The organism is Pseudomonas sp. SDO5271_S396 (assembly GCF_054071795.1).
Genome location: NZ_JBSVWB010000005.1, coordinates 143,717 through 159,640 on the forward strand (window position 1 = coordinate 143,717; position 15,924 = coordinate 159,640).

General features: G+C 61.5%; 13 protein-coding genes. 10 read left to right on the forward strand and 3 right to left on the reverse strand.

Annotation, left to right across the window (positions count from 1 at the left end):
* Nucleotides 1-31: 31 nt before the first annotated feature.
* The 10 genes from glpK (at nt 32) to ACW9IN_RS06325 (ending at nt 11,567) form a co-directional block, all read left to right on the forward strand.
* A complete protein-coding gene (glpK, locus tag ACW9IN_RS06280; RefSeq protein WP_457365063.1) occupies nt 32-1,537 on the forward strand; it encodes a glycerol kinase GlpK in 1,506 nt (501 codons plus the stop codon).
* Nucleotides 1,538-1,632: 95 nt separating this feature from the next.
* On the forward strand, nt 1,633-2,388 hold the full coding sequence (locus tag ACW9IN_RS06285; RefSeq protein WP_457365064.1) for a DeoR/GlpR family transcriptional regulator: 756 nt from the start codon (nt 1,633-1,635) through the stop codon (nt 2,386-2,388).
* Between the two features lie 211 nt (nt 2,389-2,599).
* Nucleotides 2,600-4,138 carry a glycerol-3-phosphate dehydrogenase gene (gene glpD, locus ACW9IN_RS06290; RefSeq protein ID WP_457365065.1) on the forward strand — a complete coding sequence of 513 codons (1,539 nt, stop codon included), beginning with the start codon at nt 2,600-2,602 and terminating at the stop codon, nt 4,136-4,138.
* Between the two features lie 373 nt (nt 4,139-4,511).
* On the forward strand, nt 4,512-5,438 hold the full coding sequence (locus ACW9IN_RS06295; RefSeq protein WP_457365066.1) for a glutamate/aspartate ABC transporter substrate-binding protein: 927 nt from the start codon (nt 4,512-4,514) through the stop codon (nt 5,436-5,438).
* Nucleotides 5,439-5,633: 195 nt separating this feature from the next.
* Entirely contained in the window at nt 5,634-6,380 is a 747-nt protein-coding gene (locus ACW9IN_RS06300; RefSeq protein ID WP_457365067.1) for an amino acid ABC transporter permease, read from the forward strand.
* Nucleotides 6,380-7,051, forward strand: a complete 672-nt coding sequence (locus ACW9IN_RS06305) for an amino acid ABC transporter permease (RefSeq protein WP_457365068.1) — start codon at nt 6,380-6,382, stop codon at nt 7,049-7,051. Before ACW9IN_RS06300 ends, ACW9IN_RS06305 begins: the two co-directional genes overlap by 1 nt.
* Nucleotides 7,048-7,782 carry an amino acid ABC transporter ATP-binding protein gene (locus ACW9IN_RS06310; protein WP_457365069.1) on the forward strand — a complete coding sequence of 245 codons (735 nt, stop codon included), beginning with the start codon at nt 7,048-7,050 and terminating at the stop codon, nt 7,780-7,782. The genes ACW9IN_RS06305 and ACW9IN_RS06310 overlap by 4 nt, the downstream gene beginning before the upstream one ends.
* Nucleotides 7,783-7,990: 208 nt before the next feature.
* Complete coding sequence (gene aauS, locus ACW9IN_RS06315) at nt 7,991-9,892, forward strand: two-component sensor histidine kinase AauS (protein ID WP_457365070.1); 1,902 nt, start codon at nt 7,991-7,993, stop codon at nt 9,890-9,892.
* The gene (aauR, locus tag ACW9IN_RS06320) at nt 9,889-11,229 is read left to right on the forward strand and encodes a two-component response regulator AauR (protein WP_457365071.1); all 1,341 of its coding nucleotides are present in this window, start codon (nt 9,889-9,891) and stop codon (nt 11,227-11,229) included. Before aauS ends, aauR begins: the two co-directional genes overlap by 4 nt.
* Nucleotides 11,229-11,567 (forward strand): GlpM family protein, encoded by a 339-nt coding sequence (locus ACW9IN_RS06325; RefSeq protein ID WP_457365072.1) that lies wholly within the window; start codon nt 11,229-11,231, stop codon nt 11,565-11,567. Before aauR ends, ACW9IN_RS06325 begins: the two co-directional genes overlap by 1 nt.
* Nucleotides 11,568-11,638: 71 nt before the next feature.
* Here ACW9IN_RS06325 and ACW9IN_RS06330 read toward each other — a convergent pair whose 3' ends face one another.
* Genes ACW9IN_RS06330 through ACW9IN_RS06340 form a run of 3 tightly spaced genes read right to left on the reverse strand, consistent with a single transcriptional unit; the run spans nt 11,639 to nt 15,919 of the window.
* Nucleotides 11,639-13,036 (reverse strand): sigma-54-dependent transcriptional regulator, encoded by a 1,398-nt coding sequence (locus ACW9IN_RS06330; protein WP_457365073.1) that lies wholly within the window; start codon nt 13,034-13,036, stop codon nt 11,639-11,641.
* Nucleotides 13,026-14,795 carry an ATP-binding protein gene (locus ACW9IN_RS06335; protein ID WP_457365074.1) on the reverse strand — a complete coding sequence of 590 codons (1,770 nt, stop codon included), beginning with the start codon at nt 14,793-14,795 and terminating at the stop codon, nt 13,026-13,028. Before ACW9IN_RS06335 ends, ACW9IN_RS06330 begins: the two co-directional genes overlap by 11 nt.
* The gene (locus ACW9IN_RS06340; protein WP_457365075.1) at nt 14,795-15,919 is read right to left on the reverse strand and encodes a GNAT family N-acetyltransferase; all 1,125 of its coding nucleotides are present in this window, start codon (nt 15,917-15,919) and stop codon (nt 14,795-14,797) included. The genes ACW9IN_RS06335 and ACW9IN_RS06340 overlap by 1 nt, the downstream gene beginning before the upstream one ends.
* Nucleotides 15,920-15,924 lie beyond the last annotated feature (5 nt).

Consider the following 15,924-nt stretch of genomic DNA (forward strand, 5'->3'; position numbering starts at 1 on the left):
GACTTACCTATTTTCGCCCAAGGCAATCGACATGACCGACCTCCAGAACAAGAACTACATCATTGCCCTTGACCAGGGCACCACCAGTTCCCGGGCGATCATCTTTGATCGTGACGCCAACGTGGTCTGCACTGCCCAGCGTGAATTCGCCCAGCACTACCCGCAAGCCGGTTGGGTCGAACATGATCCGATGGAAATTTTCGCCACCCAGAGCGCAGTGATGGTCGAGGCCCTGGCACAAGCCGGCCTGCACCATGACCAGGTCGCCGCCATCGGCATCACCAACCAGCGCGAAACCACGGTGGTGTGGGACAAGGTTACTGGCCGCCCCATTTATAACGCCGTGGTCTGGCAGTGCCGTCGCAGCACCGAAATCTGCCAGCAGCTCAAGCGCGACGGCCACGAGCAGTACATCAGCGAGACCACGGGCCTTGTGACCGACCCGTATTTCTCCGGCACCAAGCTCAAATGGATCCTCGACAACGTCGAAGGCAGCCGTGAACGCGCACGCAACGGCGAGCTGCTGTTCGGCACCGTCGACAGCTGGCTGATCTGGAAATTTACCGGCGGCAAGACCCACGTCACCGACTACACCAACGCCTCGCGCACGATGCTCTTCAACATCCACACCCTGGAATGGGATGCGAAGATGCTGGAGATCCTGGATATCCCTCGGGAAATGCTGCCGGAAGTGAAGTCATCGTCGGAGATCTACGGTCGCACCAAAAGCGGCATCGCCATCGGTGGCATCGCCGGCGACCAGCAAGCAGCCCTGTTCGGCCAAATGTGCGTCGAAGCTGGCCAGGCCAAGAATACCTATGGCACCGGCTGCTTCCTGCTGATGAACACCGGCGACAAGGCGGTGAAATCCCAGCACGGCATGCTCACCACCATTGCCTGCGGCCCACGCGGCGAAGTGGCCTACGCCCTGGAAGGCGCCGTCTTCAACGGCGGCTCCACCGTGCAGTGGCTGCGCGATGAGCTGAAGATCATCAACGATGCCCTCGACACCGAATACTTCGCCAACAAGGTCAAGGACAGCAATGGTGTGTACCTGGTGCCGGCCTTTACCGGCCTGGGCGCCCCCTACTGGGACCCCTACGCCCGTGGCGCGCTGTTCGGCCTGACCCGTGGCGTACGCGTGGATCACATTATTCGTGCAGCCCTGGAGTCGATTGCCTACCAGACTCGCGACGTCCTCGACGCCATGCAACAGGACTCCGGCGAACGCTTGAAGGCCTTGCGCGTGGATGGCGGTGCCGTGGCCAACAACTTCCTGATGCAATTCCAGGCCGACATCCTCGGCACCCAGGTCGAGCGCCCGAAAATGCGCGAAACCACCGCATTGGGCGCCGCCTACCTGGCAGGCCTGGCCTGTGGTTTCTGGGGCAGCCTGGAAGAACTGCGCGGCAAGGCGGTGATCGAGCGCGAATTCGAACCTCAGCTGGATGAGGCGGCCAAAGAGAAGCTCTACGCCGGTTGGCAGAAAGCGGTCAGCCGCACCCGCGACTGGGAACCCCACGAAGACGCCGAATAAGCCAAGCGCCGGACCGGGTTGGGGTTGTAACTGGCAGGGAGCGGATTCCTGCGTCATCATGGGCCACTTTTGTATGGCAGCCCAAAGGACGCCCCATGAATCTGCCTCCCCGCCAGCAACAAATCCTCGAACTGGTCCGCGAACGCGGCTACGTCAGTATCGAGGAAATGGCGCAGCTGTTCGTTGTCACCCCGCAAACCATTCGCCGCGACATCAACCAGTTGGCCGATGCCACCTTGTTGCGCCGCTACCACGGTGGCGCCGCGTATGATTCCAGTGTCGAAAACACCGCCTACGCCATGCGTGCCGACCAGATGCGCGACGAGAAACAGCGCATCGGCGAAGCCATTGCCGCACAAATCCCGGATCACGCCTCACTGTTCATCAATATCGGCACCACCACCGAATCCATCGCCCGTGCGCTGCTGAACCACAGCCATCTTAAAATCATCACCAACAACCTCAACGTCGCCGCGATGCTCAGCGCCAAGGATGACTTCGATGTGCTGCTCACCGGCGGCAACGTGCGTCGTGACGGAGGCGTGGTGGGCCAGGCCAGTGTCGACTTCATCAACCAGTTCAAGGTCGACTTTGCCTTGGTAGGCATCAGCGGCATCGACGAAGACGGCAGCCTGCTGGACTTCGATTATCAGGAAGTACGGGTGTCCCAGGCGATCATCGCCAACGCGCGCCAAGTGATCCTGGCGGCGGACTCCAGCAAATTCGGGCGCAATGCCATGATTCGCTTGGGGCCGATCAGCCTGGTGGACTGCCTGGTGACCGACCAGCAGCCGGTGCCGGCACTGGTTCAGCTTTTGAACCAGCACAAGGTTCGGTTGGAAGTCGTGTAGCCCTGTGGTGAGCGAGCTTGCCCCGGGGCAAGTCCGCTCACCACATCCGTCGGTTGCCTCTCCTGCAAATGTTCACAAATTTTCTTTTCTCGGCCTTTCGATGAGTTTTTTCAATCGAAGTCGAGTGGCTGTGCCCGCGTTTATCGGCTACCATTTTCGCAAATGAACATCAATGTTCGAATTCAAATACGAAAAATCGCGAGGCCAGCCGATGAACCCTTCTACCTTGCCTGCTCCACCGCTCGCCGAAGTCTATGACGTGGCCGTTATCGGCGGCGGGATCAATGGCGTCGGCATTGCGGCAGACGCAGCCGGTCGCGGTTTGTCGGTATTCCTTTGCGAAAAGGACGACTTGGCCAGCCACACCTCTTCCGCCAGCAGCAAGTTGATCCACGGCGGCCTGCGCTACCTGGAACATTACGAATTCCGTCTGGTGCGCGAAGCCCTGGCTGAACGTGAAGTGCTGCTGGCCAAGGCCCCGCATATCGTCAAGCAAATGCGCTTCGTGCTGCCGCATCGCCCGCACCTGCGTCCGGCCTGGATGATCCGCGCCGGCCTGTTCCTGTACGACAACCTGGGCAAGCGCGAAAAACTCGAAGGCTCGAAAAGCCTCAAGTTCGGTGCGAACAGCCCATTGAAAAGCGAAATCACCAAGGGTTTCGAGTATTCCGACTGCTGGGTCGACGACGCCCGCCTGGTGGTGCTCAACGCCATGGCCGCCCGCGAGAAAGGTGCTCATATCCACACCCGTACCCGCTGCGTGAGTGCCCACCGCAGCAAGGGCCTGTGGGAAATGAACATGGAACGCGCCGACGGCAGCCTGTTCTCGATCCGTGCCAAAGCGCTGGTGAATGCCGCCGGTCCATGGGTCGCCAAATTCATCAAGGATGACCTGAAGCTGGATTCGCCCTACGGCATCCGCCTGATCCAGGGCAGCCACCTGATCGTGCCCAAGCTGTACGAAGGCGCCCATGCACACATTCTGCAGAACGAAGACCAGCGCATTGTCTTCACTATCCCTTACCTGAACCACCTGACGATCATCGGTACCACCGACCGCGAATACACCGGGGACCCGGCGAACGTGGCGATTACCGAAGGCGAAACGGACTACATGCTCAAGGTGGTCAATGCCCACTTCAAGAAGCAACTGAGCCGCGACGACATCGTCCACACTTATTCCGGCGTGCGTCCGCTGTGCAACGACGAATCCGATAACCCGTCGGCGATCACCCGTGACTACACCCTGGCCCTGTCCGGCGCGAAGGGCGAGGCGCCGATCCTGTCGGTGTTCGGCGGCAAACTGACGACCTACCGCAAACTCGCGGAATCCGCGATGACGCAGTTGGCGCCCTACTTCACCCAAATGCGTCCGAGCTGGACCGCCAAGGTCAGCTTGCCCGGTGGCGAAGACATGACCACGCCGGAAGTCCTGGCCGAGGCCATTCGCAGCCGATTCGACTGGGTGCCGAGCGAAATCGCACGCCGCTGGTCCACCACCTATGGCAGCCGCACCTGGCGTCTGCTGGAGGGCGTGCAATCGCTGGCCGATCTGGGTGAACACCTCGGTGGCGGCCTGTACACCCGCGAAGTGGATTACCTGTGCGCCGAGGAGTGGGCCACCCAGCCTCAAGACGTACTGTGGCGGCGCACCAAGCTCGGCCTGTTCACCACGCCGCAGGAACAGGACAATGTGCAGCGCTACCTGTCCCAGGTCGAACAGAACCGCAGCAAGATCGAAGCGGCCTGACGCCGCAGCTCACAGCAGCGAGCCCGTTCGACAAAAACCAGAAACGCCGCGCTTATCCCGATGAGCGCGGCGTTTTTGCGTTTCCACAGGCAATTCAGCCCTGACGGAAGCGCCAACATCGCATTCGGTTTTCCGAACGCCATATCCGACACCATTCGGTTTGCCGGACCCATGGTTGAGCCAACAGCCGTCACACAAAGTTAATTTCCATATAAATCAAACGTTTAATCATTTTGTTCAGGTCTGGCACGAGTCATGCTCTACACTCCTTGACGATTGCCTGGGGCGTCTCAGCAGCCGTCACGGGCATTAGCTGTACAAAGAGAGCCGTTTAGCCGGCTTCATAAAAAAAACAAATGTCGAGGAAGTATTGATGCGCATCGTTCCCCATATCCTGGGCGCAGCTATCGCTGCTGCTCTGATCAGCACTCCAGTTTTCGCCGCAGAACTCACCGGCACGCTGAAGAAAATCAACGACTCCGGCACCATCACCCTCGCTCACCGCGACAGCTCCATTCCGTTTTCCTACATCGCGGATGGTTCGGGCAAACCCGTCGGCTACTCCCACGACATTCAGCTGGCTATCGTTGAAGCCCTGAAAAAAGACCTGAACAAGCCCGACCTGAAGACCAAGTACAACCTGGTCACCTCGCAAACCCGTATCCCGCTGATCCAGAACGGCACCGCGGATATCGAGTGCGGCTCCACCACCAACAACGCCGAGCGCGCCCAGCAAGTTGACTTCACCATCAACATCTTCGAAATCGGCACTCGCCTGCTGGTCAAGAAAGGCGCTGACGGCAAGCCGAGCTACAGCGATTTCGCTGACCTCAAAGGCAAGAACGTCGTGACCACCGCCGGTACCACGTCCGAGCGCATCATCAAGGCGATGAACGCCGACAAGCAGATGGGCATGAACGTCATCTCCGCCAAGGACCACGGCGAATCCTTCCAGATGCTGGAAAGCGGCCGCGCCGTTGCCTTCATGATGGACGACGCCCTGCTGGCCGGTGAAGAAGCCAAGGCCAAGAAGCCGGACGACTGGGTCATCACCGGTACTCCGCAGTCCTTCGAAGCCTACGCTTGCATGGTTCGCAAAGACGACCCAGCGTTCAAGAAGGCCGTGGATGACGCCATCGTTGGCCTGTACAAGTCCGGCGAAATCAACAAGATCTACAGCAAATGGTTCGAAAGCCCGATCCCACCGAAAGGCCTGAACCTGAACTTCCCGATGAGCGAAAAGGTCAAGGATCTGATCGCGAACCCAAGCGACAAACCAGCGCCAGACGTAAAAATCTGATACCTGACTAAGCTTATCTCCTGAGGGAGCCAACCCCTCCCTCAGGCGTCTGTTACTACCTGCTGGCTGTACTGTGGAACACTCGACCTGGCGGTTTTCGAGCCGATCGCGTGTGCCTGGCGTTCACCGCCAGGCGGGAAAGGATCTTCCCCAAGCGGGTGCTTGTACATCGATCGATCTTGAGGGGAGACCCTAATGAATTACAACTGGGACTGGGGCGTGTTCTTCAAGTCCACCGGCGTGGGCAGCGAGACTTATCTCGACTGGTACATCGCCGGCCTGGGCTGGACCATTGCCATCGCTATCGTGGCATGGATTATCGCCTTGCTGCTGGGCTCCATTCTGGGGGTCATGCGCACCGTGCCAAACCGCATCGTATCGGGCATCGCGACCTGCTACGTGGAACTGTTTCGTAACGTGCCGCTGCTGGTTCAGCTGTTCATCTGGTACTTCCTGGTACCCGACCTGCTGCCGCAAAACCTGCAGGACTGGTACAAACAAGACCTCAACCCGACCATCTCGGCCTACCTGAGCGTCGTGGTCTGCCTGGGCCTGTTCACCGCCGCCCGTGTGTGTGAGCAAGTGCGCACCGGCATCCAGGCGCTGCCACGCGGCCAGGAATCCGCGGCCCGCGCCATGGGCTTCAAGCTGCCGCAGATCTACTGGAACGTGCTGCTGCCCCAGGCCTACCGGATCATCATTCCGCCGCTCACCTCGGAATTCCTCAACGTCTTCAAGAACTCCTCCGTGGCGTCCCTGATCGGCTTGATGGAACTGCTGGCACAAACCAAACAGACTGCCGAATTCTCGGCCAACCTGTTCGAAGCCTTCACCCTGGCCACGCTGATCTACTTCACCCTGAACATGAGCCTGATGCTGCTCATGCGCCTGGTCGAGAAGAAAGTCGCCGTGCCCGGCCTGATCTCCGTGGGGGGTAAATAATGGACTTCGATTTCAGCGGCATCATCCCCGCTATCCCGGGTCTGTGGAACGGCATGCTCATGACCCTGCAACTGATGGTCATGGGTGTGATCGGCGGTATCGCCCTGGGCACCATCCTGGCGCTGATGCGCCTGTCGTCCAGCAAGCTGCTGTCCCGCGTGGCCGGCGCCTACGTGAACTACTTCCGTTCGATCCCGCTGCTGCTGGTGATTACCTGGTTCTACCTGGCGGTACCGTTCGTGCTGCGCTGGATCACCGGCGAAGACACCCCGATCGGTGCTTTCACCTCCTGCGTCGTGGCCTTCATGATGTTCGAAGCCGCGTACTTCTGTGAAATCGTACGGGCGGGCGTGCAGTCGATTCCCAAGGGCCAGATGGCGGCGGCACAGGCCATGGGCATGACCTACGGCCAGACCATGCGCCTGATCATCCTGCCGCAGGCGTTCCGCAAGATGACCCCGTTGCTGCTGCAACAGTCGATCATCCTGTTCCAGGACACCTCGCTGGTCTACACCGTGGGCCTGGTGGACTTCCTCAACTCCGCCCGCTCCAACGGCGACATCATCGGCCGCTCCAACGAGTTCCTGGTCTTCGCCGGTGTCGTCTACTTCATCATCAGCTTTTCCGCCTCGCTGCTGGTCAAGCGTCTGCAAAAAAGGTTTGCCGTATGATCTCTATCAAGAACATCAACAAGTGGTATGGCGACTTCCAGGTGCTGACCGATTGCAGCACCGAGGTTAAAAAAGGCGAAGTGATCGTGGTGTGTGGGCCGTCCGGTTCGGGCAAATCCACCCTGATCAAGTGCGTCAACGCGCTGGAACCGTTCCAGAAGGGCGACATCGTCGTGGACGGCACCTCCATCGCCGACCCGAAGACCAACCTGCCGCAACTGCGTTCGCGCGTGGGCATGGTGTTCCAGCACTTCGAACTGTTCCCGCACCTGACCATCACCGAGAACCTGACCATCGCGCAGATCAAGGTGCTGGGCCGCAGCAAGGAAGAAGCCACCAAGAAAGGCCTGCAACTGCTCGACCGCGTGGGCCTGTCGGCACACGCCCACAAGCACCCGGGCCAACTCTCCGGCGGCCAGCAGCAACGTGTGGCCATCGCCCGCGCCCTGGCCATGGACCCGATCGTCATGCTGTTCGACGAACCGACCTCGGCCCTCGACCCGGAAATGGTCAACGAAGTGCTCGACGCAATGGTGCAACTGGCCCACGAAGGCATGACCATGATGTGCGTAACCCACGAAATGGGCTTCGCCCGTAAAGTGGCCGACCGCGTGATCTTCATGGACGCCGGCAAGATCATCGAAGACTGCCCGAAAGAAGAGTTCTTCGGCGACATCAACGCCCGCTCCGAACGCGCGCAGCACTTCCTTGAGAAAATCCTGCAGCACTAAGCCCTACAAAGCTTCCACTGTAAAAACCGGGCCCATGTGGGAGCGGGCTTGTGTGGGAGCTGGCTTGCCTGCGATGGCATCACCTCGGTACCCCTGTGATACCGAGGCGTCTGCATCGCGGGCAAGCCCGGCTCCCACAAAAGCCAGGCCCCACACAAACAGGTCCATTCCAGGGCCGGCAAGCTCTGGTTGACCCAAGGCATCTGTGATGAAATGCGACCCCAACCCTTATCGCGCCGCGCCGCCATCACTTGCCGTGAAGCCCCGTCTGATACGCCAGCTTTTCCTGCCGCCGTTGATCATCGCCCTGATGATCGGCCTGGGTTACATCGGCTTCTGGGTCAGTGAGTACTATGGCATCCGCACCCTCAGCGACAACGGCGAGCGCCAGCTGGAGTTGCACGCCCGTACCGTCGAAAGCGAACTGAGCAAATACACCTACCTGCCCAGCCTGCTGGAACTGGAGTCCAGCGTCTCCACGCTACTGGCCGACCCGAACCAGGAAACCCGCAAAACCGTCAACGATTACCTCGAAGGCCTGAACCGGCGCAGTCGCAGCCGCGCCATCTACGTGATGGACACTACCGGCCGGGTACTAGCCACCAGTAACTGGCGCGATGCCGACAGTTACCAGGGTGAAGACCTGTCCTTTCGCGCCTATTTCCAGAACGCCGTCCGCGGTCAGCCTGGTCGTTTCTACGGCATCGGCAGCACCAACGGCGAACCCGGCTACTACCTGGCCCATGGCCTGGAAGAGCACGGCAAGATCATCGGTGTCGCGGTGGTCAAAGTGCGCCTCGAAGCCCTTGAAGAGCGCTGGCAACGCGCGCGCCTCGAAGCGTTTGTAAGCGACGAGAACGGCATCATCATTCTGTCCAGCGACCCGGCGCGCCGCCTCAAGGCCGTGCGCCCGCTCAGCGACGAGACCAAGGAGCGCCTGGCCCACAGCCTGCAATATTACTGGGCGACCTTGAACGAGCTGGAGCCCCTGGCCCGCGAACGCCTCAACGAAGGCACCGAAAAACTCACCTTCCCGGCCAACAGCGAAGTGGTGGCCGACGAACACGAAGTCAGTTACCTGGCCCAGACCCGCCCGCTCAACGACACGCCGTGGAATTTCACCCTGCTCACCCCGCTCAATGACTTGCGCCGCGCCGCGATCAACCAGGGCATCCTGGTGGCCGTCGCCTTCGGCCTGGTCGCCTTTCTGCTGATCGCCTGGAACGAGCGCCGCAAGGTCATCGCCACCCGCCTCGCCGCCCGGGAAGCCTTGCAGGAGGCCAACAGCCAGCTCGAACGGCGGATCGCCGAACGCACCACCGACCTGCGCGCTAGCAACGAACGGCTCAAGGGCCAGATTCGCGAGCGGCGCCAGGCCGAAGAAACCCTGCGTCGTGCCCAGGACGAACTGGTGCAGGCCGGCAAACTGGCGGCCATCGGGCAGATGTCCACCAGCATCGCCCACGAGTTGAACCAACCCCTGGCAGCGCTGCGAACCTTGTCTGGCAACACCGTGCGCTTTCTTGAGCGTGGCGCCCTGGACACCGCCAGCGCCAACCTCAAGACCATCAATGAACTGATCGACCGCATGGGCCGCATCACCGCCAGCCTGCGCTCCTTCGCCCGGCGCGGTGACGACCAGGGCGAAGCCGCATTGGGTAAAGCCGTGGACGCAGCATTCCAGGTGTTGAGCGCGCGCCTCGATAGCCTGCCGCTGACTCTGCACCGTGACTTCACCCCTGCCCAGTTGCAGATCGACCAGACGCGCCTGGAACAGATTCTGGTCAACCTGATCGGTAATGCCCTCGACGCCATGCAAGCGCAACCAGCCCCGCAACTGTGGCTGGAGGGTCAACAGATCGATGACAAATACCGCCTGTACGTGCGCGACAACGGTCACGGCATCGACCCCGAAGCGCGCAAGCATCTGTTCGAACCGTTCTTCACCACCAAGCCCGGCGAACAAGGCCTGGGCCTGGGCCTGACCCTGTCCGCCAGCCTCGCTGCGGCCACCGGCGGCAACCTTGCCGTGGAGCACCCGGCCAGTGGCGGAACCGCCTTTGTCCTGTGCTTGCCGATGGCCGGCGCTCAACAACACGAGCCGACATGAACACAGATCTGAATGCCAACCTGACGGTCCTGATCGTCGAAGACGACCCCCACGTGCTGCTCGGCTGCCAGCAGGCACTGGCGCTGGAAGACATTCCCAGCGTGGGCGTAGGCAGCGCAGAAGAAGCCCTGACCCGCATCGGCGAAAACTTCGCCGGCATCGTGATCAGCGACATTCGCCTGCCGGGCATCGACGGCCTGGAGCTGTTGAACCGCCTCAAGGCCCTGGATAAAAGCCTGCCGGTGGTGTTGATCACCGGGCATGGCGATATTTCCATGGCGGTCGGTGCCATGCGCAACGGCGCCTACGACTTCATGGAAAAGCCCTTCTCGCCCGAGCGCCTGGTGGACGTGGTTCGCCGTGCCCTGGAGCAACGCGGGTTGGCCCGGGAAGTCTGGTCGCTGCGCCGCCAGTTGGCCGAGCGGGATTCCTTGGAAGGTCGCATCATCGGCCGTTCGCCGGCCATGCAGAACCTGCGGGAACTGATCGCCAATGTCGCCGACACCTCGGCCAACGTATTGATCGAAGGTGAGACCGGCACCGGCAAGGAGCTGGTCGCGCGTTGCCTGCATGATTTCAGTCGGCGTCACACCCACCAGTTCGTCGCCCTGAACTGCGGCGGCCTGCCGGAGAACCTGTTCGAAAGCGAGATATTCGGCCACGAGGCAAATGCCTTTACCGGCGCCGGCAAGCGTCGCATCGGCAAGATCGAGCACGCCCATGAGGGCACACTGTTTCTCGATGAAGTGGAGAGCATGCCGATCAACCTGCAGATCAAGCTGCTGCGGGTATTGCAGGAGCGCACCCTGGAGCGCCTGGGTTCCAACCAGAGCGTGGCGGTGGATTGCCGGGTGATCGCCGCCACCAAGTCCGACCTCGACGAACTGAGCCGCGCCAGCCAGTTCCGCAGCGACCTGTACTACCGCCTCAACGTGGTCACGCTGGAACTGCCGCCCCTGCGCGAGCGCCGCGAAGACATCCTGCAATTGTTCGAACACTTCCTGCAGCAATCCTCCCTGCGCTTTGACCGCACCGCGCCCGACCTCGACAACCAGACCCTGTCCAGCCTGATGAGCCACGACTGGCCCGGTAACGTGCGCGAACTGCGCAACGTCGCCGAACGCTTCGCCCTGGGCCTGCCCGCCTTCAAGAAAAGCGGCGCCAGCGGCGGCAGCCATGGACTGGCCTTCACCGAAGCGGTGGAAGCGTTCGAGCGCAACCTGCTCAACGACGCCCTGCAACGCAGCGGCGGCAACCTGACTCAAGCGAGCCAGGAACTGGGGATGGCCAAGACCACCCTGTTCGACAAGGTCAAGAAATACGGGTTGAGCCACTGATGGACCTGGTACTCAAAGCCGCCCTTGGCGCGGCAGTGGTGTTGATTCTGGCGGCGCTGGCCAAGACCAAAAACTATTACATCGCAGGCTTGGTGCCGCTGTTCCCGACCTTTGCCCTGATCGCCCACTACATCGTCGGCAAGGGTCGCTCGGTGGAGGACTTGAAAACCACGATCCTGTTCGGGATGTGGTCGATCATTCCGTACTTTGTGTATTTGGCGACGTTGTATGTGATGGTCGACCGGATGCGGCTGGAAGCCTCGCTCGCGGTGGCGGCAGTGGCGTGGTTGATCGCGGCGACGGTGCTGGTCAGCGTCTGGGTGCGCGTCCATTCCTGACTGTGGGAGCGGGCTTGCTCGCTCCCACACAAGCCTGCTCCCACATTTTGGATTGAGGTGTATCAGATAGGTCAGCGAACGATCTTGTCGACCTGAATGCCCAGCTTCTTCAGCCGATACCAGAAGCTGCGCTCGGAAATCCCGATTTTCTGCGCCGCCGCGGCCTGCACGCCGTTGCTCTCCTGCAACGCCGCCAAAATATAGGCCTTCTCCACCTCAGCCAGCGCCGCATCCAGGTCCGGCGGCAGCCCCGGCCCGTCGCTCAGAATCGCCTCGACGCCGCCCTCGCTCGGCCTTGAGGCAAACAGGTAGCCCGGCAGGTCGATGTCTTCGATCACCGGCGACGCCGCCACGATGGTCGCGCGCTCGACGCAGTTCTGCAGCTCTCGGATATTGCCCGGCCAGTGATACGCCGCCATGGCCTGCAACGCTTCCGGGCTGAAGCCGGTGATGCGCTTGCCGGCGGTGGCGCTGAGGGTCTGGGCGAAATGGCGGGCCAGCGGCGCGATGTCTTCCACGCGCTCGCGCAGGGACGGCAAGGGAATCGGAAATACGTTGAGGCGGTAATACAGGTCCTCGCGAAACTCCTTGTTGGCCACCGCGTCCAGCAGGTTCTTGTTGGTGGCGGCGATCACCCGCACATCCACCTTGCGCTCGCGCGGATCGCCCACCGGCTCGATCACCCGCTCCTGCAACGCGCGCAGGATCTTGGCCTGCAAGGCCAGGGGCATATCGCCCACTTCATCGAGAAACAGCGTGCCCTTGTCGGCCTGTTGAAAACGCCCGACCCGGTCGGCCACGGCGCCGGTAAACGCGCCTTTGCGATGGCCGAACATTTCACTTTCCAGCAGGCCCTCGGGAATCGCCGCGCAGTTCACCGCCACGAAGGGTTGATCGGCGCGGCTGCCGTGCTTGTGAATCGCGCGTGCCACCATCTCTTTGCCGGTACCGCTTTCGCCGGTGAGCAGGATGGTTGCGTTGCTGTCGCGCACCGAATCCACCGCTTGCAACACCTTGCGAAACGCCGGGCTGTCGCCCACCAGGCTGTCGAACTGGGCGTGCTCGTCCAGCTCGGCGCGCATGCGGGCGTTGTCGCGCATGATGTCGCGAAATTGCAGGGCCTTGGCCACGGTGATGTCCAGTTCGTCGATATCGAACGGCTTGGCAATGTAGTCGTAGGCGCCGTTGCGCATCGACTGCACCGCGTTTTTCACCGTGCTGTAGGCGGTCATCACGATCACCGGCACCTGGGGGTAACGCACCTTGATCTCGGCCAGCAGCGCCGGCCCGTCCATGCCCGGCATGCGCCAGTCACTGATCACCAGGTCGATGCTTTCCTGCTCCAGCACTTTGAGCGCATGCAGGCCATTGCCGGCGGTAAATACCTGGATGTCCCCCTGGCCCAGGGCCGACGCCAGCAGGTCGCAGAGCTTGGGCTCGTCGTCGACCACCAATACGTTATGCGTCATGACTGTCCTCGTCGTCTTCGCCCGTCGCCGGAATGTACAGGCTGAAGGTGGCGCCGGCATCTTTCTCACTGGCACATTCAATGCTGCCGTCGTGACTTTCCATGATCGAATAGACTTTGGCCAGACCCAGGCCGGTGCCCGAGGCCTTGGTGGTGACGAACGGCGTGAAGATGCGCTCGATCATGTCCGCCGGGATACCTTGGCCGGTATCGGCAATGCTGATGATCGTGTTGTCGTCTTCGCTACGGATGCCCAGGGTCAGGCGCCCGCCCTCGGGCATGGCGTCGATGGCGTTGAGAATCAGGTTCAGGCAGGCCTGTTTGAGCTGCTTGGCATCGGCGTAGATCGTCGCGCCGGGCGCCTGGTCATCGATCTGTGCATCGATGTTGTGGGTGGACAGCTCCGGGCCGCAGAAGCCGAGGATTTCCTCTACCAACACGCGCGCCGGCTGCATCACGCGCAGGGGCGGGTTGGGTTTGGCGAAGTCGAGGAACTCGGTGATCAGGTCGTTGATGCGGCTGACCTCGCTGATCACGTATTCCAGGTGGCGCTTGTCGGTGTCCGGCAAGTCCGCGCGACGGTGCAGCAACTGGGTGGCGGTCTTGATGATGCCCAGCGGGTTGCGGATCTCGTGGGCCAGGCCCATGGCAACTTCACCCAGGGCGTGCAGGCGGTCGCGCCGGCGCAATTGGGCTTCCAGGTGATGCAGCTCGCCCAGGCGTTCGGTCATGTGGTTGAAGGTGCTGCTCAACTGGGCCAGCTCATCACCGCCGCTGACCAGCACCCGGTGCTCGTAATTGCCCGAGATCACCGCGCTCACGCCTTGGGACAAATCCCGCAGCGGTTTGGTCAGGCGCCGCGACACCAACACCCCCGCCGCCAGCGACAGCGCCGAACTGAGCAGGAAAATCAGCACGAACAGGTTGCTCTGGTTCACCAGCCCCACCAGGCTGGTATGGCGCAGCAGGCCACTGAAAATCACGCCTTGCAGGTCGCCGGCGTCGTTGAAGATCGGCCAGTACAACCCGCTGTAGTTGTTGGTGAACTGCTCGCTGGGCTGCTTGGTGCTGCGCATCAGGGTCTCGACGTTCTTGGGGATGCGCGAGGGGTGATCCTCAAAGCGCTGGGTAGAGAAGATCTCCGAGAAGCCGTCGGGGTTGGCCAGGTACAGACGCAAATCCAGGGAGTGCACATCGGCCACACTGGTGAGGAAACTGCTGTCCAGGTAGGTGGCCACCAGCAACAGGTAATCGACGCCGTCCTGGGTGGTCTCGAAGGTGGACACCACGATCCCGGTGCTCACACCCGCCACCTGCACGGTCTGCAGCACCGCGTTGCTGGTGAGGTTGATCTGTTTGACGATGTCATCGGAGGCGGTGCTGAACACCAGTTTATGGTCGCTGGTGCGAATCAGCGCCACCACATCGATATCCGTGGCATCGGCGATGTCGGCCGTCAGCCGGTCATGCTTGGCGGCCTGACGGTTCGACGGTGGGCTGGTGTAACGCAGGAACAGCTTGGCCATGCGCGCGTTGTCGTGAAGGATGTCGCCGATCTCGTCCTTGACGATCTTGGTCGACTCTTGCAGCCAGATCCTTACGTTGCTGTCGAAAATCTGCGACAGCGTGGTGGCGGCCAGCTCCGCCGCGATCATCGTCGGAATCACGCTGACCAGCCAGAACGCCAGCACCAGCTTGCGCTGGACACTCCAGCGCGAAATGGCAAAAGGACGGGCTTTCGGGCGGGTCTTGGTGATCATCAGGTTTCGCTTATCGCAGCAGCCATGGCAGGGTCGGAACGATCCGGTCGAATAAACAGTTTTACAAGCTTGAGCAGGCCGTTGACCAGCCGGTTGCGATGCCGGAAGAACACACTGTTGCCCTGGAACTCGCAGCCCAGGCGCAGCTTACTGGCATACCCGGCCTGCCCGCACTCATACACTGCAATCTTGTGTTCAATACAGTAGTCGACATTGGTCAGCCAACTGCGGAAGTACAGGTTGTAGTCGCGGGTGAACTCGACGTCATGCCCGAAAAACTTGTCCACCAGCCGGTGTTCATCCACCAGGATCAGGTTGAACGCCACTAGTTGCTCGTCCACCCAGTAAAGAACACAGACCGCGCGCTCCCCCAGCCGTTCGAGCACTCCGGTGAAATAGCCGGCGGGCAACCGTTCGAACTGCAACTCGGCGCGTGTGAGAGTGGCTTCGTACAGGCGCATGACCTCGGGCAGCACATCGTCGATATTGCGCCGCCACTCCACTCGCGGCCCCGGCGCGCGCAGCTTGCGCCGCAGGTCCTTGCGCGTGGATTTGCCCAGGGAACCGAGGTAGGCGTCCACCGACCCGTAAGGCAGCGGCAACACACCGGTCGGAAGGCTCGGCATGCTTTGAAAGCCGGCAGCGCGGCAACTGTCGAGCCAATGGGGGTCCTTGCTCGGCGCGTCCTTGACCGCCACCAGGCCGATGCCGAACTCATCGGCATCCTGGCGCGCCGCGACCAGCAATTGCTCGAACAACGCCGCGCGACGGGCCGGCGGCACATGGCTCGCAACGCCGGCATCGCAGCGCTCGGCCACAGGGGAACCGAGGGCGTACAACCCCAATTTCAAGAGGCCCGGCCACAGCCGTTCGACGCGCTCGGTCAACCGCTTGCCGGCGCCCGACACCGTGGTGTCGAGCCGATAATGGGTGATGAACGCGGCAGCCACGGCCACCAGCGTTCCATCGTCGAACACCGCCAGGTATCGCCACTGAAAATCATCGATGGCGGCGTTTTCCACGGCGACGTAATAGTCCCAGTCCTCCAGCGCCCCGGGAAAACAGTCGTTCCAGGCACTGCGCTGGATGGCCCGGATAGTCGGGAAGGCTTGGGTGGTGATCACAGGTG

What these genes read in the sequence shown, in the direction of transcription:
- glpK (WP_457365063.1), top strand. Translation starts at nt 32, where the DNA reads ATGACCGACCTCCAGAACAAGAACTACATCATTGCCCTTGACCAGGGC.
- ACW9IN_RS06285 (WP_457365064.1), top strand. Translation starts at nt 1,633, where the DNA reads ATGAATCTGCCTCCCCGCCAGCAACAAATCCTCGAACTGGTCCGCGAA.
- glpD (WP_457365065.1), top strand. Translation starts at nt 2,600, where the DNA reads ATGAACCCTTCTACCTTGCCTGCTCCACCGCTCGCCGAAGTCTATGAC.
- ACW9IN_RS06295 (WP_457365066.1), top strand. Translation starts at nt 4,512, where the DNA reads ATGCGCATCGTTCCCCATATCCTGGGCGCAGCTATCGCTGCTGCTCTG.
- ACW9IN_RS06300 (WP_457365067.1), top strand. Translation starts at nt 5,634, where the DNA reads ATGAATTACAACTGGGACTGGGGCGTGTTCTTCAAGTCCACCGGCGTG.
- ACW9IN_RS06305 (WP_457365068.1), top strand. Translation starts at nt 6,380, where the DNA reads ATGGACTTCGATTTCAGCGGCATCATCCCCGCTATCCCGGGTCTGTGG.
- ACW9IN_RS06310 (WP_457365069.1), top strand. Translation starts at nt 7,048, where the DNA reads ATGATCTCTATCAAGAACATCAACAAGTGGTATGGCGACTTCCAGGTG.
- aauS (WP_457365070.1), top strand. Translation starts at nt 7,991, where the DNA reads ATGAAATGCGACCCCAACCCTTATCGCGCCGCGCCGCCATCACTTGCC.
- aauR (WP_457365071.1), top strand. Translation starts at nt 9,889, where the DNA reads ATGAACACAGATCTGAATGCCAACCTGACGGTCCTGATCGTCGAAGAC.
- ACW9IN_RS06325 (WP_457365072.1), top strand. Translation starts at nt 11,229, where the DNA reads ATGGACCTGGTACTCAAAGCCGCCCTTGGCGCGGCAGTGGTGTTGATT.
- ACW9IN_RS06330 (WP_457365073.1), bottom strand. Translation starts at nt 13,036, where the DNA reads ATGACGCATAACGTATTGGTGGTCGACGACGAGCCCAAGCTCTGCGAC.
- ACW9IN_RS06335 (WP_457365074.1), bottom strand. Translation starts at nt 14,795, where the DNA reads ATGATCACCAAGACCCGCCCGAAAGCCCGTCCTTTTGCCATTTCGCGC.